The sequence below is a fragment of the Corynebacterium sp. S7 genome, from assembly GCF_054401105.1.
In genome coordinates this window covers 919070-942398 of record NZ_CM136760.1, presented here as the reverse complement: position 1 = coordinate 942398, position 23329 = coordinate 919070, and the positions used below count along the sequence as shown (strand labels likewise).

The window sequence follows — 23329 nt, the reverse complement described above, 5'->3', positions numbered from 1 at the left end:
ATTAGTCGAACCTCGCCATCACAGCCAGGATCTTTTCAGCTGTAGGAGCGCGCAATTCATCAACAAGCTGGCCATCCGCCAAGAAAATCACTCGATCTGCGTAGCTAGCAGCCTTCGCATCATGCGTCACAATCACAACGGTCTGCCCCAGGCTGTCCACCGACGATCGCAATAAAGACAGCACCTCCGCCGAGGAGTTGGAGTCAAGGTTGCCCGTAGGCTCATCCGCGAAGATAACATCAGGCTTAGCGACGATTGCCCGCGCGCAGGCAACGCGCTGCTGCTGGCCGCCGGAGAGCTCTGCGGGTCGGTGATTGAGCCGGTCCTGAATGGAAAATCTTTTAGTAACTTCGCGCAACCAATCCATGTCGGGCTGTCTGCCGGCGATCCTGTCCGGAAGCGTGATGTTCTCTTCGGCAGTCAGAGTGGGCACGAGGTTGAAGGACTGAAAGATGAAGCCGACGCGATCTCGCCTCAGCGACGTCATCGCTTTGTCATCGAGCTGCGAGAGATCAGTGCCTTTGAGGTAGGTTTCACCAGAGGTAGGGGTGTCCAGGCCAGCCATACAATGCATGAGCGTGGATTTTCCGGAGCCAGATGGGCCCATGATAGCTGTGAATTCGCCTTCGATGAATTCAACGGTAATCCCGTCAAGGGCGTGGACCGAGGTGTTGCCTTCGCCGTAGGTTTTACGGAGATCTTTGGTTCGCACTGCGATATCGAGTGCTTGGATACTGTGTGTGCTCATGTGGGAATCAGCGCCTAGGTAAGAGGAAGGTGAAAAAGCTTTGGACTCACCTTTAATTTTTCCTTGGACCCGGCTGTGAGCGCTACGGGGATCCCACTGATTTATCGTTCAATTATGTGGGCTTGGCTATAGGGGTTTTCCCTGATAATCCTGTTTGTGGGCATGGGTAAAGCCCCGGGTAAAAAACCTTTATGGTTTCTTACCCGGGGCTTTACACGTATGTAGTTATCTATTCTGTTTAAAGGTCGGCGGTAACTTACTCTCCCACATCCTCCCGGATGCAGTACCATCAGCGCGGGCGGGCTTAGCTTCCGGGTTCGGAATGGGACCGGGCGTTTCCCCGCCGCCATCAACCACCGACACACCCTTGGGGTGTACCAGCACTGTCACTAGGCGACTAGCAGACACATGAAGATACATATTCACTTACACAAGACACACCCACCACCACACAATAGTGGTAGCCGTGTGTGCTGTGTCAGACACTGCACAGTGGACGCAAACACCAAACCCTTGGTGCACAAATCATTTTTTCGTTTCGCAAAACACGCTCACCCACAACCACACAGGTTGCAATTTGTTGGGTGTTTGTCGGTCTATTAGTACCAGTCACCTCCACACCTCACAGTGCTTCCAGATCCGGCCTATCAACCCCATAGTCTCTAGGGAACCTCAAAAGAAACCTCATCTCAAAACAGGCTTCCCGCTTAGATGCTTTCAGCGGTTATCCCTCCCGTACGTAGCCAACCAGCCATGCCCCAGGCGGGACAACTGGCACACCAGAGGTACGTCCGTCCCGGTCCTCTCGTACTAGGGACAGCCTTCTTCAAGTTTCAACGCGCGCGGCGGATAGAGACCGAACTGTCTCACGACGTTCTGAACCCAGCTCGCGTGCCGCTTTAATGGGCGAACAGCCCAACCCTTGGGACCTACTCCAGCCCCAGGATGCGACGAGCCGACATCGAGGTGCCAAACCATCCCGTCGATATGGACTCTTGGGGAAGATCAGCCTGTTATCCCCGGGGTACCTTTTATCCGTTGAGCGACACCACATCCACAAGTAGGTGCCGGATCACTAGTCCCGACTTTCGTCCCTGCTCGACCTGTCAGTCTCACAGTCAAGCTCCCTTGTGCACTTACACTCACCACCTGATTGCCAACCAGGCTGAGGGAACCTTTGGGCGCCTCCGTTACTCTTTAGGAGGCAACCGCCCCAGTTAAACTACCCACCAGGCACTGTCCCCAACCCAGATCATGGGCCAAGGTTCAGGTATCCACTACGGTCAGAGTGGTATTTCAACAACGACTCACACACAACTAGCGTTGAATGATCACAGTCTCCCACCTATCCTACACAAACCGCACCGAACACCAATACCAAGCTATAGTGAAGGTCCCGGGGTCTTTTCGTCCTGCCGCGCGAAACGAGCATCTTTACTCGTACTGCAATTTCACCGGGCCTGTGGTTGAGACAGCAGGGAAGTCGTTACGCCATTCGTGCAGGTCGGAACTTACCCGACAAGGAATTTCGCTACCTTAGGATGGTTATAGTTACCACCGCCGTTTACTGGGGCTTAAATTCTCCGCTTCGACCACAAGTGGCCTAACAGGTCCTCTTAACCTTCCAGCACCGGGCAGGCGTCAGTCCGTATACATCAACTTCAACGTCTTCGCACGGACCTGTGTTTTTGATAAACAGTCGCTTCCCTCTATTCTCTGCGACCCCACACAGCTCACGTCGAAAAAACGATCACCATATAGGGTCCCCCTTCTCCCGAAGTTACGGGGGCATTTTGCCGAGTTCCTTAACCACAGTTCACCCGACCGCCTTAGTATTCTCTACCTGACCACCTGTGTCGGTTTCGGGTACGGGCCATATACACACATCGCTAGAGGCTTTTCTCGACAGTACAGGATCACCAACATCACCCAAAAAGGGCTACGCATCACGCCTCACACACAATGAACCCCGCATTTCACAAAGGTTCGTGCCACACGCTTACACCACAATCCAATAAATGGCTCGGCTACCTCACTGCGTCACCCCATCACTGAACTACTACAGATCAGGCCCCACGCACACACAACAACACATGATCCGAAGATCAATCAGTCACAGTGCACGGGTGGTTAGTATCACTGCCTCGCCCTTGGTCGCACATATACGGGTACGGGAATATCAACCCGTTAACCATCGACTACGCCTGTCGGCCTCGCCTTAGGACCCGACTCACCCTGGGAAGACGAACTTGACCCAGGAACCCTTAGTCATTCGGCGGATAAGATTCTCACTTATCACTCGTTACTCATGCCTGCATTCTCACTCGCACACAGTCCACAGCCCCTTACAGTACTGCTTCACCCCATGCACGACGCTCCCCTACCCAACAAACAAAAGTTCATTGCCGCGGCTTCGGCGGTGTACTTGAGCCCCACTACATTGTCGGCGCAGAATCACTCGACCAGTGAGCTATTACGCACTCTTTCAAGGATGGCTGCTTCTAAGCCAACCTCCTGGCTGTCTTCGCGACCCCACATCCTTTTCCACTTAGTACACCCTTAGGGGCCTTAACCGGCGATCTGGGCTGTTTCCCTCTCGACTATGAAGCTTATCCCCCACAGTCTCACTGCCATGCACCACTTAACCGGCATTCGGAGTTTGGCTGACATTGCTAAGATAATAGTCCCGCTCAACCAACCAGTAGCTCTACCTCCGGCAAGCTAACACAACGCTGCACCTAAATGCATTTCGGGGAGAACCAGCTATCACGGAGTTTGATTGGCCTTTCACCCCTACCCACAACTCATCCCCTCAGTTTTCAACCTAAGTGGGTTCGCGCCTCCACAACCTCTTACAGCTGCTTCACACTGGCCATGGGTAGATCACCCCGCTTCGGGTCCAGGACATGCCACTCAAACACACTATTAGTATTCGCTTTCGCTACGACTACCCCACACGGGTTAACCTCGCGACATGCCGCTGACTCGCAGGCTCATTCTTCAAAAGGCACGCCATCAACCACACGAGGGTCTCTGACGGATTGTAGACACACGGTTTCAGGAACTATTTCACTCCCCTCCCGGGGTACTTTTCACCATTCCCTCACGGTACTATCCGCTATCGGTCACACTAAGTATTTAGGCTTACCGGGTGGTCCCGGCAGATTCACAGCAGATTCCACGAGCCCACTGCTACTCGGGAAAACAACAACACATATGATTACGCCTTCATGTACGGGGCTCTCACCCACTCCGGCAGGCCATCCCAGACCACTTCCACTAACACAACCACACACGCACCAAGTCAACAGCCCTGGTAAGTCGCATCCCACAACACCGCACACGCAACCCCTGTCAGGTATCACACGCACACGGTTTAGCCTCATCCACGTTCGCTCGCCGCTACTAGCAGAATCATTAAATTTATTTTCTCTTCCTACGGGTACTGAGATGTTTCACTTCCCCGCGTCACCCCCACACAGACTATGAATTCATCTGCAGGTCGCACCACATAACTAGTACGGGGTTTCCCCATTCGGACATCCTCGGATCAACGCTTAGTTGGCAACTCCCCGAGGCATAACGCAGCCTCACACGTCCTTCATCGGCTTAGCATGCCAAGGCATCCACCATGCGCCCTTAAAAAACACACAACCACACACCCACCCACGAGTAGGCAAGCATGTGGGGCAAACACATTAACTCAACAAAAAACACACACAAAAAAGAATAAAGATGCTCGCGTCCACTATACAGTTCTCACACAACACACCACCACCAACAACACCACAACCAGAACACCCGGCCACAGCGCTATCACGCAGTGATCTTAAAAAGGAAACAACAATGTTGCCCCAGACACCCAACAGTGCACCAACATACTCAAGTCCCACAACAACCCCCCACAAGGAAATCATCGCCGTGTATTGAGAATTCATGTCCCCAGCCATCCCCATCACACACCACTGAGGTATGCGGGTATGTCTCCACCCGGAAATTTAGAAAAAAAACAGCAGTAGAACATCCGCCTACTCAACTATTGTTACCCCACAACTGCGAGGCCAAAAAATATAACTCCTTAGAAAGGAGGTGATCCAGCCGCACCTTCCGGTACGGCTACCTTGTTACGACTTCGTCCCAATCGCCGATCCCACCTTCGACAGCTCCCCCCCACTAAAGGATAGGCCACTGGCTTCGGGTGTTACCAACTTTCATGACGTGACGGGCGGTGTGTACAAGGCCCGGGAACGTATTCACCGCAGCATTGCTGATCTGCGATTACTAGCGACTCCGACTTCATGGGGTCGAGTTGCAGACCCCAATCCGAACTAAGGCCGGCTTTAAGCGATTAGCACCACCTCACGATGTAGCAACGCGCTGTACCGACCATTGTAGCATGTGTGAAGCCCTGGACATAAGGGGCATGATGATTTGACGTCATCCCCACCTTCCTCCGAGTTAACCCCGGCAGTCTCTCATGAGTCCCCACCATCACGTGCTGGCAACATAAGACAAGGGTTGCGCTCGTTGCGGGACTTAACCCAACATCTCACGACACGAGCTGACGACAACCATGCACCACCTGTACACCAACCACAAGGGAAACCGTATCTCTACGGCGATCTGGTGTATGTCAAGCCCAGGTAAGGTTCTTCGCGTTGCATCGAATTAATCCACATGCTCCGCCGCTTGTGCGGGCCCCCGTCAATTCCTTTGAGTTTTAGCCTTGCGGCCGTACTCCCCAGGCGGGGCGCTTAATGCGTTAGCTACGGCACAGGAAACGTGGAAGTCCCCTACACCTAGCGCCCACCGTTTACAGCATGGACTACCAGGGTATCTAATCCTGTTCGCTACCCATGCTTTCGCTCCTCAGCGTCAGTAACTGCCCAGAGACCTGCCTTCGCCATCGGTGTTCCTCCTGATATCTGCGCATTCCACCGCTACACCAGGAATTCCAGTCTCCCCTACAGCACTCAAGTTATGCCCGTATCGCCTGCACCCCCGGAGTTAAGCCCCGGACTTCCACAGACGACGCGACAAACCACCTACGAGCTCTTTACGCCCAGTAATTCCGGACAACGCTCGCACCCTACGTATTACCGCGGCTGCTGGCACGTAGTTAGCCGGTGCTTCTTCTACAGGTACCGTCACTTACGCTTCGTCCCTATCGAAAGGAGTTTACAACCCGAAGGCCGTCATCCCCCACGCGGCGTCGCTGCATCAGGCTTCCGCCCATTGTGCAATATTCCCCACTGCTGCCTCCCGTAGGAGTCTGGGCCGTATCTCAGTCCCAATGTGGCCGTACACCCTCTCAGGCCGGCTACCCGTCGACGCCTTGGTAGGCCATTACCCCACCAACAAGCTGATAGGCCGCGAGCTCATCTCATACCGCAAAAGCTTTCCACCACCATCACCAAACAGTGGTCCTATCCGGTATTAGACCCAGTTTCCCAAGCTTATCCCGAAGTACAAGGCAGATCACCCACGTGTTACTCACCCGTTCGCCACTCGAGTACCCCGCAAGCGGGGCCTTTCCGTTCGACTTGCATGTGTTAAGCACGCCGCCAGCGTTCATCCTGAGCCAGGATCAAACTCTCCACAAAAACAATTTCAGCCAAATAAATCAACCAAAAAAGCTAGAAAAATCTAGGCCGTGAAAAGCCCAAACCCAACCAAAAACAAACAATCCAGCGCAAAAACAAAAATTTTGACGCGATTGTCCAAAAAAAGAATTACAAAACAAAAAACAACCAACCCCACTCCGACGAGGAAAAAAGGGCCGATCAACGTAAACAAAAACAAAAGTTTGTTCACAAATGTCCGAATATCAATCCGCACACCCAATTATTTCGCACCGAAAATAAAACCACACCACCACCACGGAAGTAGCAGCACGACCGGCACACACCCACCACAACACCACCACCCACAAAGAGCAGCACCATTACATGGCAGGGAAACAACCAAGCACACAAACCAACACACAAACAAAAGTACATTGGCACACTATCGAGTTCTCACACAACATCAGCACACTAACTCACCCGAAACCACACAGAATCGAACTCACTAGCAGCAAAGATTGAACTTACCCGCTTTATCAGATCTTTGTCAAATCTGCAGGTATTTAGTTCGTATCGCCTTGATGTTTACCTTGCGGCAACCTCTCGTTGGCGACTTGAAGAACTATATCCATAAACTTGCGTAGGCAACAAATCGCCTAGTTAACCGTGGTTTTATGCACTATGTTTGGCACCAGTCTGACCATGACCACCATCGCTATAAGTTCAACCAGAGTTTGCGTCACCACAACTACCGCAGGCTCAATACTCGTAGAGGGAAGAACTAAGGCGATTGGAAGTACAACCAGAGAATAGCGCGTTACTCCCGAGAACACCACAGCGATGGATTCTCCGGCAGGGAGCTTTGCTGTTCGAGTAGCCACGTGCCCAACTGCGATCATGACAACGACGAAAGCTACATAAACCAGGATTACCCGCAATAGGCTCTCGATGTTTTCAGTGACCCCTCGGGAATAGGCCGAGACCACGACGAACAGTGTGATGACCATGATGGGCACCATGGACTCGTCGGCAAGCGATGCGATCTTGTCTACTCGTTGCAGAATTGCTGCTAGGACAAGCGGTACCACGATGAGCAGGAGAAACGCTCGCAGGAACGGTGCAATATCGAGCTCGACTCCCCCGCCGCTAATAAGCGGGACCAAAACGGGGAGCGCAAACATTTGGACGAGCAGAAGAATTGGCGTGGCAGCCAGGAGTTTTTCGCGGTCGCCGCCGGCGAGCGTGCAGAACACGATGACGTAATCGACGCACGGTGCGAGCAGTATGAGTGCTGCTGGAACTAGGAGTTCGGGTGCATTGGCGATCGGCCGGGTAATCAACCAGACCACCATGGGCACAGCGATGAAGTTGACTGCGAGGAGCGTGACTAGGAACTTGGGCGGAATGGACATCCGAGAAAGCGGTACCGCCATGAAGGTGACCAAAATGAGCAAGGCGAGCATTGGCTCTACTGCTACTTCGAGTGCAGGTCCTGTAAAGACTAGCCCGCAAATAATTGCCGCGAGGTAGAGGCCGACCTGCCAACGTTCAAGGAAGGCGCTCATTGCCTAGTGGTAATCGGCGATTGGGCCGTTTGGTCCCTCGATAACCTGTACCTTCGTGTTGAAGATGTCCGTCAAGAGGTCATCTTTCATAATTTCCGCGGGAGTACCGAAGGCGTAGATTTGGCCGTTCTTCACTGCACAAATGTAGTCGCCATAGCGGGCCGCGAAATTGATGTCGTGCAAGACGATGATAATCGTTCGCCCGAATTGGTGAGCTGCGTCTTTGAGGTGCTTCATCATCTGGACGGAGTGTTCCATGTCCAGGTTGTTCAGCGGCTCGTCGAGAAGCACATACTCAGTCTCTTGGCACAACACCATTGCTACGTAGGCGCGCTGACGCTGACCACCGGAAAGCTGATCAAGATAGCGATCTTCGAGGTCAGTCAATTGGAAGAAGTCGATGTACTTGGAAATGATCTTTTCGTCTTCTGCGTTGAGACGTCCCTGTGAATATGGGAAGCGACCAAAGCCAACCAACTGACGCACAGTCAGCTTGGTCACGAAGTGGTTTTCCTGGCGGAGAATGGAAATGATCTTCGCCAAGTCCTTCGACTTCGTCTTCGAAATGTCGTGCTGGGCGACCTTCACCTCGCCGGCGTCCATGCTCAAAAGACGGCCCATCATGGTAAGAAGAGTCGACTTACCCGCACCGTTCGGCCCCACTAGAGCGGTAATACCGCCGGAGGGGATTTCAAGGTTGACAGGTCCGATGGCAACGTCGGAGTTGTACTCCTTACGGACGTTAGTCAGAGTAATCACAGTCGGCCCTTTCTCAGAACGACGTACAGGAAGACGAGGCCACCCACCAATTCGATGATGATTGTAACAACGCCTTGTGCATAGAAAATGTGGTTCATGATGAAGTACGCACCGGCGAGAACCACAAACCCGATGAGTGCAGCCATCGGGAAGATGAAACGGTGGTCATAGGTATCGGCGAATTGGTATGCAAGAGTTGCCACCAAGAAGCCAAGGAAGGTCATCGGGCCGACCAGTGCGGTAGAGACCGCCATGAGCACACTGACCAAGATCAGCGTGTACACGGTGTTGAAACGATAGTTCACGCCCAGGTTGACAGCCGCGTCTTGGCCCAACGACACGACATTGAGTTTGCGTGAATTTAAGTACAGGCCGACGACAGCGATAATCACCAGCGGAACGGCAACTGGGTAGTAAGCCGAATCCGCGTTGTTGACAGAGCCAAACATGCGGGCCGACAACACATCGAATTCACTCGGAGTAAGCATGCGCTGCATAAAGGTAGACACGCTGCCCAGTCCACTGCCGATGACAATGCCGATCAGCAACATGGCATGCAGGTTGCTATTCTTCCCCGTCAGCAGCCAGGTGTACAGAATCAGCGAGAACCCGACCATGAGCACAACTTGGAAAATGAACATTTCCATATTGCGCGCGTTCAGCAGGCCGCTTGCTCCGAAGAAGAAGACCGTTGCTGTGTGAATGACCAGGTAAAGCGATTCAAAGCCCATGATCGAGGGCGTAATGATGCGGTTATTCGTCACGGTTTGGAAAGCCACCGTGGCAAACGCCTGGCAGATAGCCACGATGGCCATGGCGATCACACTGTCGGCGCGCCGCTGTGCGATCAGCCAGAAGCCTCGGGTGCCAATTTCCATGGGGTTATCCCACGCGAGCAAACCAAAAGTAAACAGTGCTGCGGCAACAACTAGGCCGATGAGAATGAACCAGTATTTTCTGGCGGACTTTGCCGACTGAAATGGCCCAACTTCTCTTTTCGCACCCTCTGCAACGCTAGTGGTGTCAACGTTTTCAATTTCAGAAATATACTTAGCCACGACGCGTCTGCCTCACAATCAAGACGATGAATACGATCGCGCCAACGATTCCCAAGATGACCGAGACTGGCATCTCAAACGGAGCAATGATCACGCGGCCAATAATGTCACAGACTGCAACGATGGCAATGCCCAGGAGGCAAACCCACGGGAGGTTGCTCCGCAGATCGTCTCCCCTAATCATCGAGACAATATTCGGGACGATTAGCCCCAAGAAGGGCAAAGAACCGACGGCGACGGTGACCACACCGGTAGCAATTGCCACCAGCCCGGTACCAATTAAGATCACTCGGTTGTAGTTCACGCCAACGTTTGTGGCCACTTCCTCGCCCAAACCGGCAACAGTCAGGCGGTCAGCGTAGATGAAAATCAGCACTGCGACGATGGCGACGATCCACAGCACTTCATATTGCCCGCGAACGACATCGGTAAAGGAGCCAGCAAACCAGACGCCGAGCTGTTGCAGCATATTGGTCTGGAGGGCAAAGAATGTCGAAACTGAGCCAATCACTGCGCCCAGCATGATGCCGATAATTGGGACGATCATGCTGGATTTCAGTGTGACTCGGCGCAGGAAGAGGAAAAATACCATGGTGCCAATAAACGCAAAGAGAACCGCACTGGACATTTTGGTCAGCATGGAGGCGCCAGGAACAAAATACATCACGAACAAGAGGCCAAGGCCTGCCCATTCTGTGGTGCCAGTGGTTGTCGGTTCTACAAAGCGGTTTTGGGTGAGCAGCTGCATCACCAAGCCGGACATCGCCATGGCAGCGCCTGCCAAAGCGAGGGCAATGGTACGAGGTACTCGGGTTGTTGCGAACATTTCGGCGCCATCGGCGGCACCAAAGATGTCATATTGTCCAACGAAAAGAGACAGGACAAGCAGAGCAGCGACAGCAAGGGTTGCCACTATCAACTTCCAGTCTAAGAGACGGGATTTGGTGCGTGGCCTTTCCCTATTAGTTGCTGTTTGTTGCATTGTTACTTTTGTGCCTCGAAAGCGTCGGCGATATCGTTGAAGATCTCGGTGTATGTGATGATTGACTCATTAGTGTATGTGTCGTTAGGTGCATAACGCACATTGCCCTTCTGAATGGCAGTGACATTCTTCAGCGCCTGGGATTCATCGATGACAGTTTGTGCTGGTGCCGCGTCTGCCTGGATTGCTGCATCGCGGTCAAGGACAAAGATCCAATCTGGGTTGGACTGGGCAATTGCCTCAACAGAAATGTCGTCTCCCTCGTGGTTGCTCGATGCATCTGCCACCTCAAGTGCAGGCTTCAAACCAAGCACCTCAAAGACTGGGCCGTAGACGCGACCAATGTTTGGCGCGATGTAGCCGATGGTGCCACCGGAGACGTTAACCGCCATGACGGTATCGGTGCCGTTGTATGCATTGCGAGCACGCTCAATAGAAGCGTTGAAGTCCTGGACCAGCTTGTCTGCTTCAGCTTCCTTGTCGAAAATCTTGCCCAGACCTTCGACCTCGCGGATCAATTCCTGATCGAAAGGCTGGCCGTCACGGGGCTCGAAGTCCACGATTGGGGTATCAGGGTTGAGCTTTTGAATTTCGCTCTGGAAGGAATCGAAGCGCTGACCGTTGACAATCAGATCCGGCTCAGCGGCCGTGAGCAGCTCCAGGTTTGGCTCGCGGTGATTGCCAATGTTGAGGATATCCGGATTCGTCTTGTACCCGATGGTGGTAGGCATCAGGTCAACGGGAGCTGCAACTAGGTCGATCCCCCACTGGTCCAGCACCTCGAAAGTGCGGTTGTCCAGCGAAGCAGGCTTTTGCGGTGGGCTCGGCACGGTTTCAACACCGTTGTTGTCTTCCACCTGGATCGTCGTTACTTCGCTTGTCGACGATGCGCCGGCCGCATTATCAGCAGGCGCGGAGGAAGTAGAGCACGAAGCAAGGACCATGCCCGCACCAGCAACCAATGCGACCAGTGCTGTGCGAGAGAGTCGGCGAATTGCCATAGATTCAACCCTTTCAAGATTATGTTAGGTAAGGCTTACCTAAAAGAACATAGCTTGCGAACCTAGGTTAGCCAAGCCTTATCTAAAACATTCTTATCAGAATAATGAATAACCGCTGGAAAATGAACAAAAAGCAAAAAAAATTAGGGGTACCCCCAGGTACCCCTAATTAGCGAACAGTAGTGTTTCTTAATTACTTCTTGTTCTTCTTTGCCTTCTTTCCCTTAGGCAGAGCCATCAAAGCAACACCAATTGCAACGAGCCAAGAGTCCTTCGCTAGGACAGTGCCATCCGAGGATGGACGAACGCCATCATCTTCAGTATTTGCTTCGTTGCCGAAGTACAGGGTCAACAGGCCAGTACCGAAAGCGGTCAGGCCGGCGCCTGCAAGGCGGTTTGATACGAATGGGGTGAGAAGCGCTGCACCAAGAGTAGTTTCAGCAGCGCCGAGGATCTTGCCGAACTTGTCTGCTGGAAGCTTGTTTAGTGCGCTAATGCCGGTGGCCGCGAACTGCTGCATGCCTGCGGAAGCCTCAGGTGGAGTCTGCAGCTTGCCGATGCCGCTGTTAAGAATGAAAGCGCCAGGGATTGCGCGCAGGGCGATAGAAGATGCTGCGAGGGACATAGAAAACCTTTCGTTGAACTTTTGATTATCGGGGACCACTGTAACAGAAACTCCGGAAATATGACACGTCACCATTTCCTATATGTTCACACACTTATTATGGTGCAAGCATTACCTTGATGGCGCTTCTTTCATCCATTGCCCGGTAACCTGCAGCTGCTTCCTCGAGTGGCAGTGTCTGGGTAAACACATTTCCAGGCTCAAATCCGCCAGCATAGATGCGATCGACTAGATCAGGCAGGTACCTGCGAACAGGGGCCGGCCCGCCGTGCAGGTGAATAAGAGAAGCAAACAGTTGCTCGCCTGTGATTTCCACGCCGTGCGAGATACCTAAGAATCCCACCTTTCCCCCACGCCTGGTCGAAGCAATGGCTTGCTGCATCGCCTCATTGGTTCCCACGGCCTCGACAGCGCTATGTGCGCCGTAGCCGTTCGTCATCTCGATTACCTGGGACACGAAATCGTCGCCACGCTGCTCAAGCACGTCTGTCGCACCGAAGGAGCGCGCAAGTTCCTGGCGATCAGCGTGACGCGAGGAGATAATAATCCGCTCAGCGCCGAGCTCGCGGGAGGCAAGAACTGCAGATAGGCCAACGGCACCGTCGCCGATGATGGCCACGGTTTTACCCGGCCCCACTCCTGCCGAATCTGCTCCGAACCAACCTGTACCCAGCACGTCGGATGCAGCGAGCAGGTGGCGCAGCTGATCGTCGGTAGGTACAGCGGGCAGCTTCACTAGGGTTCCGTCCGCCCACGGGATCCGGGAAAACTCGGCTTGAGTACCTACGCCTCCGAGCATTTCGCGATTAATACAGCCGGAGAAATCTCCAGCCTGACAGATTTCGCAGACTCCACAGCTAGCCACGAAGGACCCTACGACCCAATCCCCTGGCTGCACGGTGGACACATCAGAGCCGATTTCGGTGACTACGCCTACGTACTCATGCCCCATGCGAGAACCAGGTTCAATGAAGGTCTCGCCTCGGTAGCGCCACAGGTCGGAGCCACAAACACATGCTGCCTTGACCTCGATGACCGCATCTGTCGGATGCTCAATCGAATCCGCCGCAACTTCTTCTACACGAATATCCCCAGGACCGTGAATGATAACCGCTCGCATGCCACTTTCCTCCATGAGATTTTCAAGCCATTTACGAGCGCCGAGTGTACACCCGGCCATTCCACCCTGCACCCCCGCACGGTTTGACGATATGATGAATCCATCATGCCAATCAACGATCAAACTAGGCCAATTTATGAGCTCAAAGCCGGCCTTTTCAAAGCTCTGTCCCACCCCATCCGAATCCGCATCCTCGAGCTCCTCTCCGACGGCGAGGAGCATTCCGTCGCCGAGCTGCAGGCGGCCATGGAACTCGAGGCCTCGCACCTCTCGCAGCACCTTGCAGTGATTCGTCGCTACCAGCTCGTCGTGTCCGAGCGCCGTGGCAGTCACGTCTTCTATCAAATCGCTTACCCCCAAGTCAGCGAGTTTCTCCACGTAGCACGCGAGTTGCTCGAGCAGATTTTGCATGACAACGCGTCTCAACGAGACATTGCCTCCGCACAGAAAGACCCCACCCTATGAGCAAACGCAGTTCACTTCTTCCCCAACGATCCGATTACGCGGGCATTCGGCAAACCTGGCGCAGTGACTTAGTAGCCGGTACTACTGTCGGCATTGTCGCGCTTCCGCTCGCCTTGGGCTTCGGAATCTCCTCGGGTGCCGGCGCTGAAGCCGGACTGATCACCGCAATTATTGCTGGTGTGATCGCGGCGGTCTTTGGTGGTTCCAACGTCCAGGTGTCCGGTCCGACGGGTGCCATGGTTGTTGTTTTGGCTCCGATCGTTGCCTCCCACGGAACATCGGCGATTGTCATCGTCTCGCTCATGGGCGGATTGATTGTCCTCCTCGCCGGCATACTTCGACTTGGTCGCGTGGTTTCGCTGATCCCCTGGCCCGTGATTGAAGGCTTTACGGTGGGCATCGGCGTGATTATTTTCCTCCAGCAGATCCCGTCGCTGACCGGGCCGAACGGAAACGAAACTGGCCACACAAATGTCATTCTTGCAGCCGTGGGCAGCCTGGCCAACGCAGATGTGAATTACCTGTTGTGGGCAATCGCCGCAGTGATTGTCGTGGCTCTGTGCATGGTGGGCTTGCCACGACTGCACCACGCTATTCCTGGCTCGCTCATCGCGGTCATCGTCGTAACCGTGCTGGCACTACTTATTGATAATCCACTCGCCACCATCGGTGCGCTGCCAAACACGCTTCCAGCGCCAAGCATCCCTCCAATGGATCTCGAGCTCGTTTCTTCCCTGATTGGTCCTGCTATTGCAGTCGCAGCTCTAGCTGCCATCGAGTCTCTGCTCTCAGCCCGTGTTGCGGCGTCGATGGCTGATACTGGCCCTTATGACCCCGACCGCGAACTCGTCGGTCAAGGCCTGGCATCAATCGGATCGGGTCTTTTCGGTGGTATGCCTGCCACCGGCGCGATCGCACGCACTGCCGTGAATGTGCGCAGTGGTGGTCGCACCCGACTCTCTGCTATCTTCCACTCGGTGGTGCTGCTGATTATTGTGCTGCTCTTTTCGCAGCCAGTTAGCTTCATCCCACTGGCAGCCCTCTCGGGCGTGCTTATGGTCACCGCCGTCCGCATGATCAACGTCTCTGTGGGCAAATCAATTCTGCGCTCCACCCGCGCCGATGCACTCGCATACATTGTCACCATTGTTGTCACCATCTCCGTCGACCTCATCGTCGCGGTGATCATCGGTCTAGTCATCGCTGGTATTTTCGCGATCCGCAACTTCGCATCTGCGGTGCGCGTTTATCGGCAAGATCTACCGGGTGAGCCCCAAGAGGGCGACGAACGCATCGCGCTGATTAACATCGATGGGCCATTGTTCTTTGCCAGTGCCGATCGTGTGATGGAAGAAGTAGTTGGCACCGAGAATGTTTCGGTTGTTATTCTCAGGCTTTCCCAGCTAGATACCGTGGACGCAACCGGCGCCCAGACTCTCTCCGAGATCGTCCGCCGACTTGAAGCCCGCGGAATCACAGTTCTAATTAAGGGCCTGCGCGAGCACCACGAGAAACTCTTCTATCAAGTCGGTGTCATCACAGCACTCCGCCACAAGAACCATTTGTTCAGCGACCTAGATGCAGCGGTCGAACACGCGAGAAGCCATGTGCAACGCGAAGAGAATCAGGTTTAGTTAACAGGAATCCACTTCGCCGCTTCCCTGCCCGAGCCCGAGCCACTCTCGGTACACACCCATTCACGGGGATTTTCCCCGCGTGAACCCCGAGATCTGGCACGGTCGCCGACAAGCCCAGTGACCCCGTTTGGATTTTGCGAAGTCAACAGAATTGTCCGTGAGCCGCGATAATCATTCCGCGTGAATCCCCGAGTTGTTGCCACGCTTGCTGCCGACTCGGGGACTTCCACATTTCGGTGCTCCACCACATGAATCGGATTACTGTCATAGGAATCGAAGCTGTGCTCGACCGTATCTGTGTAGCGCATGTCGTAAGCTCGCACAGTCGTTCGTCGCGAAGCTTCTCCTGACAAGAAAAATGGCACACGCGCTTGCATTTCGATGCCCCGAAGAAGGAGCTCGCTGCCACCACGAAGGGTGACGGCGTAATCGAAGTCGCTGGAAATTCTCCCGCCTTCGAGCTCAGTTACGTAAGAGTTCGAGTCATTCGGGTCGATGAAATCCACAACCACCGCGCGTGCTTCTGGCGATCTGGGCCACTTGGTCACATCCCAGGTACAATTCACGAAACGCAGCCGGGAATCCATCCGGGCAAGGTCTTCGCGATTAAAGGAAACGGACATGGCGCCCTTGATCCCTTCCTCCGAGTCGTACTCCGTGGTGAACTCGCAGTTTTCAAAATATACGTCGACGGGATTCCAAATTGAGTTGTAGTAATCCTTGGTCAGCGTGTGAATCATACAGTCGCGAAAGTTGATACTCGCGCCCCCGGTTTTCAGCAAACCCCCGTAAATGTGCAGCCCAGACATCATGGTCGAGTTTGAAACGTGCAGGATCGCCCCGTCTTCGCCTGTGAATTGAAAGGACATCTTGGCAGGCGAGATCTCATGCCATTGAGTAATCGACACATCCGTGCGCCAGCTTCCCCCGTAACCGACGGTGTCCACCTCAATATCGAGATGGGCACCGCGGACGTCTCCACCACCGGTATATCCGTGCACCACAACCCGCGAGTTGCCGCCGGTCAGTGTCAGGCCACCACGAAAACAATCAAAGGCAGTCAGATTACGGACTACGGCATCTACATTCGCCACAATGTGAACACCGTCCGAAACGCTTCCGAGGACAATCGCGTCTTCAATCACCACTCGCTCCCGGCCAGGTCTCGCGCCATTGGTATGGAAAAATACTAACGACGATTGCTCCTGCTCGTAGTCGTCGTACGGACCTTGGTTGCGCAGGTTTCCATCAATGGTCAAGCCCCTGATCACAATAGGCCTCAAGGAATCGGTATCGCCCCTGTATTGTTTCCCCTCGTTGGAAATCATCCTGTTCCAATTCGGGGTATTCTTCGGCCGGCGCAGACGCGCCCCGTATCCGTCGAGGACAATTCCAGCGCCAACACTCACGTGGGAAATCAGGTAGGTAGCGCCCGCCTTGAAATGCACGATTCCTCCGCCCGCGGCTTCCGCAGCGTTGATGGCAGCTTGCACGGCTCGGGCATCGTCGGTTCTACCGTCAGCCTTAGCACCATAGGCCTCTGGCACGAACACCAAATCGACGCTTCCTTTTTCCACCGCGGATATCGGCGGGGCGCTGAAAGACGCTGTCTCCACTACTGATTCCAACGAGGCTGTGGGAGCGGGGGGAACGAGGATCCGGATCGGCTCGCTTTCTTCCCCGTCGATAACGAGACGGATGTCGGCGTATCCTTGCATGCAATCAAATGAGACCATGCCATCGTTGACAGGGACTCTGGAAATTTCCTCAGAGACTACCCATCCATCGACAGTGCGAACCCGTGGGGTGTGTATGAGCAGCTCGGATACCCGCTCGGGCACGGGGGTTAGGGGGGCCAATGGCCCAGATACGCGGGTCATGGTGGTCTCTCCTCGAGGCCAATATTCGGCAGAAGTATTGTCGAATTAGTTAGGCTTATCTTAGCCTTGATCAGGTCCTAAAACAGTAGTTCTGCCCAAGTTAATTAGTCGCCCAATTTTCTCTTAACTAGGTTACTGTGTGCCCTTTCGTGCCCAATTCGTGCCCAATGAGTGACTATCAATGTCTATCCCTGTCCACTCTAGTCTATGGTCTTTCCGCAGGTGATGTGGCATAAATGAAGAAAACCCCCAGGTCATCACGACCTGGGGGTTTATCTTTTTGTGGAGCTGCCGGGAATTGAACCCGGGTCCTTCGTTACCGTGCCAGGGCTTCTCCGTGCGCAGTTCGCGCGGAATCTCTGCTCGGCCCTCTAACTCAGGCAAACATGGTCAGATGATGGGCCCAGTTAGTGAAAAATGTCCCAACTTAACGCACTAACACGCTAAGCAAGTAAGCCTCTGAAGTCGATGCCAGGGTCCGTATGCGAGGCTCACACGGTCTGACAGACACGCGTCGCTGAATTAGGCAGCGAGGGCGTAGTCACGCTGAGAATTCTTCTCTGCGCTTATTGTTTGCTGCGACGCTCACGGTGGTCTCCAGCCTGCACCGGCACGCTTCCCCTGGCTAAGTCAACAAAGTCGAAACCAAATCAACCCCATTGCCTGTGACGGGATATATGCACATCTTCACAGGAAAGCTAACCTTACGCGCCTCTGCCCTATTTAGCAAGACCCGAGGGGCGCACGGAAACCTCGTCCACGGAAGCATCCCACCCAGCGTCGACCGCCAGGCGCACCGCCCGAGCAATAGACACCGGCGCAACATAACGCGAGCCGTCGTACTCCGATGCGGCTACGCCCATGTCCTGCTGCAGCTTGAACTGCATGTCGGTATCCACGCGCCCAGGGTGCACAGAGGTGACACGAATCTTGCCCAGCTCTTCGGCACGCAGCGCGTCGGTAAACGCCCGTAGCGCGAACTTCGTGCCCGAATACAGCGCGTTCTTCGCCCCGGAATGATAGCCAGACCCGGAATTGATGGCCACGACCAGGCCAGTGGATCGTCGTAAAGCGGGCAAAAGCAGACGCGTGAGCTCGGCCACGGCGAAGAGGTTGAGGTCGAAGGCGCTGCGCCAGTCGCTTATCGACGATTCCTCGACCCTCTTATGGGGCGCAACACCAGCAGCGTGAACAAGAACATCGAGCTGATCAATGCCCTGGACTGCTGCGGCAAGTGCCTGCGGGTCCGTCAGGTCGACCTCGAAAGGCTCAGCAGACGGCAGCGCACTGACCACGGCAGAGGCGTCGCGGGTGGCACCGACAAGGACGTGGTGATCTTTGCCCAGTTCCTCGGCGATCGCGCGCCCGATTCCACGGGAGGCGCCAGTAACAAGTGCAGTTTTCATTTCTTGAGCCAATTCTCTAGCCACCCCTTGAGCACGACTGCTTGATTATTCTCGTGGTCTTTTGCTGCGTAGAGCAAGGATACGTCGCCCGCTGCAGCGAGCTCCTGCAACGTGGACAGATCTTCGTTGTCAGAGGCTGCTTTCTCGTCGAGTTCGGCGGTATAGCGGCGGGAGAACTCGTCGAAAAGCGAAACGTCGTGATTGAACCATTTCCGCAGCTCCGGCGAGGGTGCTACATCTTTGAGCCAAGTTGCGTCAAGGTCCTGCTTTGCAATGCCGCGGGGCCAAAGCCTATCTACAAGAACGTGTTCGCCCGGGGCCTCAGCACGGCCGGCGAGCATGTCGTGGACCTTAACTGCGTAAATCATGCCTTAATACCCTTGAACTTTCTGCCCAGGTCACGGGCGATCTCGCGGTCCTCGGTGCGGCGCTTGATAGCTTCGCGCTTATCGTGCGATTGCTTACCTTGAGCAAGGCCAAGCTCAACCTTTACTCGCCCGTCTTTCAGATAGAGCGAAAGCGGGATGAGCGTGCGGCTGCCGTCGCGGACCTTGCCCTCAAGCGTATCGATTTCGCTGCGGTGCAGCAGCAATTTACGAGTTCTGCGTGGCGAGTGATTGGTCCATGAACCCATAGAGTATTCGGGAATGTGGAGATTACGCAGCCACACTTCACCATTATCGATGGTGGCAAACGCCTCGACCAGCGAGGCTTTGCCCTCGCGCAACGACTTAATCTCCGTGCCGACAAGGGCGATGCCGCACTCGTAGGTCTCTAGAATATGAAAGTCATGGCGAGCTTTCCGGTTCGTCGCGATGACGGACCGGTCCTGATTTTTCTTCTTCTTTGCCATAATCCATTCAAGTCTACCTGCACGCTTCCCTGCGTTTACTTACGCACGTACAGGCGCAGCGTTGCCCAGGCAACTAGCCCAGCAATTAGCACGCCGACCAACGAGACAATTGGCATCGTTGTCCACACTGCAGAATCCGGTAGCTTGGCCACCAGCTGCGAGGAGTAGACATCCGCAAACATCGGATCGACGATCTGCGTCTTGCCTGCCCACACTCCCAGGGTGGCCAAAACGCCGCCGATAAGAACGGAGATCATCGCCTCGATCACGAACGGAGCCTCGGTGAACCAACGTGAGGCACCCACCATGCGCATAATTTCGGTTTCATCGCGCCGGTGGTAGGCAGCAAGCTGGACCATGTTTCCGATTAGGAAGATCGCAGCTATGGCCTGAATGCCAGCAACAACGAAGGCCGCGTTGCGCAGCGAGTCTAAGTTGTCAGCGGTGGCGCGCACGCCTTCGGCCTGGTCAACAATCAGCGAGACCTGCGGCATGTCCTTGACCTGATCAAGCGGCTCGGTGTTCGTCGGATCGACTAGGCGCACGTGCAGCGCCGCTGGCAACGCATCCGGAGAAGTCTCTTGGACCAAGATCGGGTCGGTGTCCTTGAACAGTTCGACGAAACGCTCATAGGACTGCTCGCTGCTGCGGTAGATCACTGACTCCACGCCGGGATCGTGCTGCAAAGTGTCTCGCACCTCCACACACGCCGCCGAGGAACAGTCCGGATCGTTTGCCGAGATTTCGTCGTTTAGCTCAACCATGACTTCAACTCGGTCGAGGTACATGGTCTTGGTTTCGCTGGTGACCTGCGAAATCAAAATGCCCGCGCCGACGAGCGCCAGGGAGATGCCGGTAGTGATGATCAGGGCGATCGTCATGGTGAAGTTGCGCCCGAGCCCGCGGAATGCTTCGCGGAAGATATATCTAAGATTCATATTTTGCTTCCCTAGTTACTTCCCTAGTTGCTTACGGTGCCATAGACGCCATGTTCATCGTCGCGGACCAGCTTGCCGTAGCTCAGCTCAATGACGCGTTTGCGCATATCGTTGACCGCACGCGAGTTGTGCGTGGACATCACCACAGTTGTGCCCGTGCGATTGATGCGCGAAAGCAACGACATGATGTCGTCCGCGGTGGAGGGGTCGAGGTTGCCGGTCGGCTCGTCGGCAAGCAACAAGCGTGGCTTATCGACGAAGGCCCGCGCGATTGCGACGCGCTGCTGCTCACCTCCGGAGAGCTCGTTCGGCATGCGCTGCGCTTTGGCATCCAGGCCGACGAGTTCGAGGGCCTCTGGAACCAGCTTCTTGATGCGGTTCTTCGGCTTGCCAATCACCTCAAGGGCGAACGCTACGTTGTCGTAGACATTGAGCTTAGGCAACAGGCGGAAATCCTGAAACACATACCCAATGCGCCGACGAAGTTCGTTGATCTGGCGCCCCTTGAGGGTGTTTACGTGCAGATCGTCGAAGTAGATATCGCCCGAGGTGAGGTTCTCCTCGCGGATCATCAGCTGCAAGAACGTCGATTTGCCCGAGCCTGACGGTCCGATGACAAAGACGAACTCGCCTTTATCTATCTTGAACGAGACATTGTCTAGAGCTGGCCTTGTCGAGGTTGAATACGACTTGGTGACATTGGAAAAAGTGATCACGAGCCCTACCCTAATCTGTTGGGGTGGGGCAAGTGAAACTTATTTATGCACTTTCTGAATTCTGTTCGGACATTCTCCAGCGAATGCCAGCTTCGAGGAATCCATCGATGTCACCATCGAGGACCTTCTGCGGGTCATTGACCTCGTAGTTCGTGCGCAAATCCTTCACCATTTGATAAGGATGCAGCACGTAGGAGCGCATTTGGTTGCCCCAGGAAGCATTACCGCCAGCGCCGAGCGCGTCCATTTCGGCCTTCTCCTCCTGACGCTTGCGCTCGAGCAGCTTCGACTGCAACACTGCCATCGCCGAGGCCTTGTTTTGGATCTGGGACTTCTCGTTCTGGCAGCTCACCACGATATTCGTGGGCAAGTGGGTGATGCGCACCGCCGAGTCGGTGGTGTTCACGCTCTGCCCGCCCGGTCCCGAGGAACGGAAGACATCGACGCGGATCTCGGAATCCGGGATATCAATACTGTCTGTTTTCTCCACCACCGGCAGGACCTCTACCTCGGCAAAGGAGGTCTGGCGGCGGCCCTGATTATCAAACGGAGAGATGCGCACGAGGCGATGCGCGCCTTGTTCTACCGAGAGCTGGCCATACATGTAGTCGCCGTGCACAACGAAGGTGGCCGACTTGATACCTGCCTCTTCTGCATAGGAGATGTCATAGACATCCACCTTGTGCCCGTGCTTCTCAGCCCAGCGCGTGTACATGCGCATAAGCATCTCGGCCCAGTCCGCCGCGTCGATGCCGCCGGCACCGGAGCGAATATTGATCAAGGCCTCACGCTCGTCGTATTCACCGGAGAGCATGGTGGTGACCTCAAGAGAATCAATCGCAGCCTGCAAGCTTGCCAGCTCTTCGTCGGCGACAGAGGTGTCCCCCTCTTCCTCGGCGAGTTCGTACATGACCGGCAAATCGTCGAGACGCGAGCGCAGGTCGGTCACCTTGCGTAACTTTGCCTGCACGCTGGACAACTCCGTGGTCACATCTTGTGCATGATCGGGATCGTCCCACAAGGAAGGGTCGGCGGCCTGCTGCTCTAATTCGCGCACACGCAAAGCCAGCTCGTCCAGATCCACGACCTTCTCAATCGTGGTCAGCGTAGTATCTAAATGCTCGATGATCGAGGAGGTTTCAGGCTGCATAGCGCTAGATTCTACCTTCCGTACACTTAGATGACCCATAATGGTGGTCATGCACGAATCGACTTTGGAATTCATTGACTCCCACCGCACCGCAGACGACATGACTCTCGCCCGCGATCTGGTCCGCTACGCGGGCACCCTCGCCTTAGAGATGCGCACTGCCGGGGTGTCCACGGATTTCAAAACGTCGGTCTCCGATGTGGTCACTGACGCAGACCGCGCGGCCGAGGACTTCGTGGTTAATGCTCTTACTGAGCTCCGCCCCACCGATGGCATCGTCGGCGAGGAAGGCGCGTCAGTTACCTCGCGCTCGGGGCGCGTGTGGGTGGTTGATCCCGTCGACGGCACCTATAACTTCGCCTCCGGCTCCGATTATTTTTGCTCGGCGCTCGCACTGATCGAGGGAGATACCGCGGACCCTGACGAATTGATTCTCGGTGCCGTTAACCGCCCAGCCATGGACACCACGTGGCTGGGTACACCTCAGGGCTCGACGAAAAACGGCATCGCCCTGCCTCCGCTGCACGAAATAGGGTTGGACCAGGTCAGCCTAGCCTCCTACCTGCATCCGCAGTCCATGAAGATCGATGGGATCCGCGAGGCTTGGCTGCGTGCGGCCAATGGTGCTGCGACGATCCGAATGTTTGGTGCCGGTTCGATCGATTTGGCCACTGTTGCCTCCGGCGGGCTCGGCGGGTGGATCCAGCATTCGGTAGCAGATTGGGATTGGCTGCCGGGCAAGATTCTCATCGAGGGAGTCGGCGGCGTGGGCGAAAAAATCGACGCCGGCGGCACCACCTGGAGTGTGGCCGGTAACAAACAAGTTGTCGGAGAGATCTCGGCGGCGCTGCAAAGTAGCTAA

At 54.9% G+C, this 23329-nt stretch carries 19 protein-coding genes, 3 rRNA genes and 1 other RNA gene; 3 read left to right on the top strand and 20 right to left on the bottom strand.

From position 1 onward, the window contains the following. Window position 1: 1 nt before the first annotated feature. The 12 genes from ACXZ66_RS04580 to ACXZ66_RS04525 form a co-directional block, all read right to left on the bottom strand. On the bottom strand, window positions 2–748 hold the full coding sequence (locus ACXZ66_RS04580; protein ID WP_458750717.1) for an ABC transporter ATP-binding protein: 747 nt from the start codon (window positions 746–748) through the stop codon (window positions 2–4). A gap of 243 nt (window positions 749–991) precedes the next feature. Next, window positions 992–1109 (bottom strand): 5S ribosomal RNA (rrf, locus tag ACXZ66_RS04575). Between the two features lie 218 nt (window positions 1110–1327). Next, window positions 1328–4401 (bottom strand): 23S ribosomal RNA (locus ACXZ66_RS04570). A 45-nt stretch (window positions 4402–4446) separates the two neighbouring features. Then, complete coding sequence (locus tag ACXZ66_RS04565; protein ID WP_458747730.1) at window positions 4447–4686, bottom strand: hypothetical protein; 240 nt, start codon at window positions 4684–4686, stop codon at window positions 4447–4449. Between the two features lie 144 nt (window positions 4687–4830). Next, window positions 4831–6351, bottom strand: a 16S ribosomal RNA gene (locus tag ACXZ66_RS04560). The 16S, 23S and 5S rRNA genes sit together here, the layout of an rRNA operon. Before the next feature lie 617 nt (window positions 6352–6968). After that, window positions 6969–7877, bottom strand: coding sequence for an arsenic resistance protein (locus tag ACXZ66_RS04555; protein ID WP_458750716.1), 909 nt, complete (start codon window positions 7875–7877; stop codon window positions 6969–6971). Window positions 7878–7880: 3 nt separating this feature from the next. Beyond that, the gene (locus tag ACXZ66_RS04550) at window positions 7881–8636 is read right to left on the bottom strand and encodes an iron ABC transporter ATP-binding protein (RefSeq protein ID WP_458750715.1); all 756 of its coding nucleotides are present in this window, start codon (window positions 8634–8636) and stop codon (window positions 7881–7883) included. Further along, window positions 8633–9673 carry an iron chelate uptake ABC transporter family permease subunit gene (locus ACXZ66_RS04545; protein ID WP_458751273.1) on the bottom strand — a complete coding sequence of 347 codons (1041 nt, stop codon included), beginning with the start codon at window positions 9671–9673 and terminating at the stop codon, window positions 8633–8635. Before ACXZ66_RS04545 ends, ACXZ66_RS04550 begins: the two co-directional genes overlap by 4 nt. A 13-nt stretch (window positions 9674–9686) precedes the next feature. Then, window positions 9687–10676 carry an ABC transporter permease gene (locus ACXZ66_RS04540; RefSeq protein WP_458750714.1) on the bottom strand — a complete coding sequence of 330 codons (990 nt, stop codon included), beginning with the start codon at window positions 10674–10676 and terminating at the stop codon, window positions 9687–9689. A 2-nt stretch (window positions 10677–10678) separates the two neighbouring features. Then, complete coding sequence (locus ACXZ66_RS04535; RefSeq protein ID WP_458750713.1) at window positions 10679–11677, bottom strand: siderophore ABC transporter substrate-binding protein; 999 nt, start codon at window positions 11675–11677, stop codon at window positions 10679–10681. A 193-nt stretch (window positions 11678–11870) separates the two neighbouring features. After that, window positions 11871–12302 carry a hypothetical protein gene (locus tag ACXZ66_RS04530; RefSeq protein ID WP_458750712.1) on the bottom strand — a complete coding sequence of 144 codons (432 nt, stop codon included), beginning with the start codon at window positions 12300–12302 and terminating at the stop codon, window positions 11871–11873. Window positions 12303–12399: 97 nt separating this feature from the next. Next, window positions 12400–13422, bottom strand: a complete 1023-nt coding sequence (locus tag ACXZ66_RS04525; protein ID WP_458750711.1) for an alcohol dehydrogenase catalytic domain-containing protein — start codon at window positions 13420–13422, stop codon at window positions 12400–12402. 105 nt (window positions 13423–13527) lie between these two features. Between ACXZ66_RS04525 and ACXZ66_RS04520 the strand changes: the two genes are divergently transcribed. Both ACXZ66_RS04520 and ACXZ66_RS04515 read left to right on the top strand, forming a co-directional pair. Then, the gene (locus ACXZ66_RS04520; RefSeq protein ID WP_458750710.1) at window positions 13528–13887 is read left to right on the top strand and encodes an ArsR/SmtB family transcription factor; all 360 of its coding nucleotides are present in this window, start codon (window positions 13528–13530) and stop codon (window positions 13885–13887) included. Further along, window positions 13884–15521, top strand: coding sequence for a SulP family inorganic anion transporter (locus ACXZ66_RS04515; RefSeq protein ID WP_458750709.1), 1638 nt, complete (start codon window positions 13884–13886; stop codon window positions 15519–15521). Before ACXZ66_RS04520 ends, ACXZ66_RS04515 begins: the two co-directional genes overlap by 4 nt. On the opposite strand, the gene ACXZ66_RS04510 is transcribed toward ACXZ66_RS04515, so the two are convergent. The 8 genes from ACXZ66_RS04510 to prfB all read right to left on the bottom strand — a co-directional run bounded on the left by ACXZ66_RS04510 (window position 15518) and on the right by prfB (window position 22467). Then, entirely contained in the window at window positions 15518–17404 is a 1887-nt protein-coding gene (locus tag ACXZ66_RS04510; RefSeq protein ID WP_458750708.1) for a glycosyl hydrolase family 28-related protein, read from the bottom strand. The two genes, ACXZ66_RS04515 and ACXZ66_RS04510, sit on opposite strands and share 4 nt — an antisense overlap. A 280-nt stretch (window positions 17405–17684) precedes the next feature. Further along, window positions 17685–18062, bottom strand: a transfer-messenger RNA (tmRNA) gene (gene ssrA / locus ACXZ66_RS04505). 61 nt (window positions 18063–18123) lie between these two features. Next, the gene (locus ACXZ66_RS04500) at window positions 18124–18810 is read right to left on the bottom strand and encodes an SDR family oxidoreductase (RefSeq protein ID WP_458750707.1); all 687 of its coding nucleotides are present in this window, start codon (window positions 18808–18810) and stop codon (window positions 18124–18126) included. Continuing rightward, window positions 18807–19178 carry a DUF488 domain-containing protein gene (locus ACXZ66_RS04495; protein WP_458750706.1) on the bottom strand — a complete coding sequence of 124 codons (372 nt, stop codon included), beginning with the start codon at window positions 19176–19178 and terminating at the stop codon, window positions 18807–18809. The genes ACXZ66_RS04500 and ACXZ66_RS04495 overlap by 4 nt, the downstream gene beginning before the upstream one ends. Continuing rightward, on the bottom strand, window positions 19175–19663 hold the full coding sequence (smpB, locus tag ACXZ66_RS04490; RefSeq protein ID WP_458750705.1) for an SsrA-binding protein SmpB: 489 nt from the start codon (window positions 19661–19663) through the stop codon (window positions 19175–19177). The genes ACXZ66_RS04495 and smpB overlap by 4 nt, the downstream gene beginning before the upstream one ends. Window positions 19664–19698: 35 nt before the next feature. Further along, window positions 19699–20601: a permease-like cell division protein FtsX gene (ftsX, locus tag ACXZ66_RS04485; RefSeq protein ID WP_458750704.1), complete on the bottom strand. Its 903-nt coding sequence runs from the start codon at window positions 20599–20601 to the stop codon at window positions 19699–19701. Between the two features lie 23 nt (window positions 20602–20624). Continuing rightward, window positions 20625–21317: a cell division ATP-binding protein FtsE gene (ftsE, locus tag ACXZ66_RS04480; RefSeq protein ID WP_458750703.1), complete on the bottom strand. Its 693-nt coding sequence runs from the start codon at window positions 21315–21317 to the stop codon at window positions 20625–20627. Window positions 21318–21360: 43 nt separating this feature from the next. Then, window positions 21361–22467: a peptide chain release factor 2 gene (gene prfB, locus ACXZ66_RS04475; protein ID WP_458750702.1), complete on the bottom strand. Its 1107-nt coding sequence runs from the start codon at window positions 22465–22467 to the stop codon at window positions 21361–21363. 49 nt (window positions 22468–22516) lie between these two features. Between prfB and ACXZ66_RS04470 the strand changes: the two genes are divergently transcribed. Then, a complete protein-coding gene (locus ACXZ66_RS04470; protein WP_458750701.1) occupies window positions 22517–23329 on the top strand; it encodes an inositol monophosphatase family protein in 813 nt (270 codons plus the stop codon).